Origin of the sequence: Psychromonas hadalis ATCC BAA-638 (assembly GCF_000420245.1) — a bacterium.
GTDB classification, from domain to species: Bacteria; Pseudomonadota; Gammaproteobacteria; order Enterobacterales; family Psychromonadaceae; genus Psychromonas; species Psychromonas hadalis.
In genome coordinates this window covers 1-1,861 of sequence record NZ_ATUO01000301.1, presented here as the reverse complement: position 1 = coordinate 1,861, position 1,861 = coordinate 1, and the positions used below count along the sequence as shown (strand labels likewise).

Annotated in this window: 1 protein-coding gene; it reads right to left on the bottom strand. The window is 39.7% G+C overall.

Going from position 1 to position 1,861, the window contains the following annotated elements:
- Positions 1-143: 143 nt before the first annotated feature.
- Positions 144-1,622, bottom strand: a complete 1,479-nt coding sequence (cls, locus tag G322_RS0119040) for a cardiolipin synthase (protein ID WP_022943250.1) — start codon at positions 1,620-1,622, stop codon at positions 144-146.
- Positions 1,623-1,861 lie beyond the last annotated feature (239 nt).

The window sequence follows — 1,861 nt, the reverse complement described above, 5'->3', positions numbered from 1 at the left end:
TACGGGCCATCCTGCGGATGTTCAAATTTATTCCCGATAAATTTGTGAGCATTTTTCAACACGGTTATCATAGATAACTGAAGCTTTAATGTGAATAAATCTTAAATAGCAACGACCTGAGTAGTTACCATTATTTTATCTCACTATAAAAGAGGGCTAAACAGGTAGACAGAGTTCTCTAGTAACCTTTTCAAGTAATGACGTTGATTCCATTCATTGAGTGTTAACTGCTTCGATGCTAAAAGATAGTGCATCTGTGTGGTTAACATTTCCCCAGCAAACTCGCTGTTATCAATTAACATGGTCATCTCAAAGTTAAGCCAAAAGCTGCGTCTGTCTAAATTAACCGTACCCACTAACGCTATTTTTTCATCAACCACAATACTTTTAGTATGTAATAGACCACCGTAGAACTTATAAATTTTTGCCCCAGACATTAATAACTCTTCAAAAAAAGCGCGTGAAGCATATTTCACCATAAAGGAATCATTTTTAGCGGGTAAAATTATTTTTACATCAACACCGCGTAGTGCGGCCACTTGCAAGGCAGCTAATAAGCTTTCATCGGGCACAAAATAGGGCGTGGTTAATACCAGGCTATATTTGGCCTCATAAATAGCGGTTAAGAGAACTTGATGAATACTGGCACGACCAAAGCCCGGTCCTGATGGAATAAGCTGTGCATGCTGCTTACCCATCACAGGGAAACGATCTGCCTCCGAGGTTGGCAGGGGAATTTTTTGATTGGTTTCAAGGTACCAATCCCAGCTAAATAGTCCCTGCATCTGCTGAATAACAGGCCCTTTGCAGCGCACCATAATGTCTATCCATTCACCCACGCCTTGATCTTTTTTAAAATAAGCGGGATCAACTAAGTTCATGCTGCCTGTATAAGCAACCGCATCATCAATACACACCAACTTTCTATGCATACGTAAATCTTGACGTTGAAAGAGCAAACGAAATGCACCAACGGGCAATGCCTCAACGACTTCAACACCCGACTTACGCAGTTTCTGTGGCTTAGAGCCTTTGAAAAAATCATGGCTACCCACCGAATCAAGCAGTAATTTACACTCCACACCACGCTCTGCCGCCTGCATTAAAGCGGCTAACAGCGGTTCAACCAAACCACCCTCATTACAAATATAGAACATAAGATAACAACGTGTTTTAGCTTCTTTAATCTGTTCTGTCAGTTCAATTAAAATCTGCTCTGTAGATGATAATAGGTGCAGTTCATTACCTAACATCATCGGCATGCCAGTATAAGATTCAACAAAGCGTTGCATTGACGACACTGCGGGAGAGCTTAAATGCCCTGGTAAGCGGTTTCTTTGCACCTCATTTTTTAACCAGTATTTAAAATCTCCCGCCATCTCTTCACTGCGTTTTTCACGCTTTTTTCCAAGATGCAATTCACCAAAAATAAAATAGCTGGCAATACCAAATAGGGGCAGAGCATAGATGAGAAATAGCCACGCCAGAGAAATACCGATCGGTTTTCTTTTAATAATGACACGTAAAGAGGTAGCGACTAATAGGGAGAAATAGAGCGTTGCAGAAAGCACCACATAAAGCGTGCTTTCTTGCCATGTGCTATCAAAGGAGAAAAAATCCATTATTTATCTCAGAAAATTAAAAGAGTTATAATTATTATACATCTTTTAATTTTAGATGTTTTAATGCAAAATAAACTGTAAATGCTCAGGGCTAAGCCATTTATGCCTAGTTCAAGGCGAAAAAGCGCAGTTTAGGAATCGTCGCACAATAACTTGCGCTAAATTGTTTTCAAAAAGCCTGATGAAATCGTTACAAAATAACTTGCGATAAATTGTTTCCAAAAAGCCTTAAGTGACTG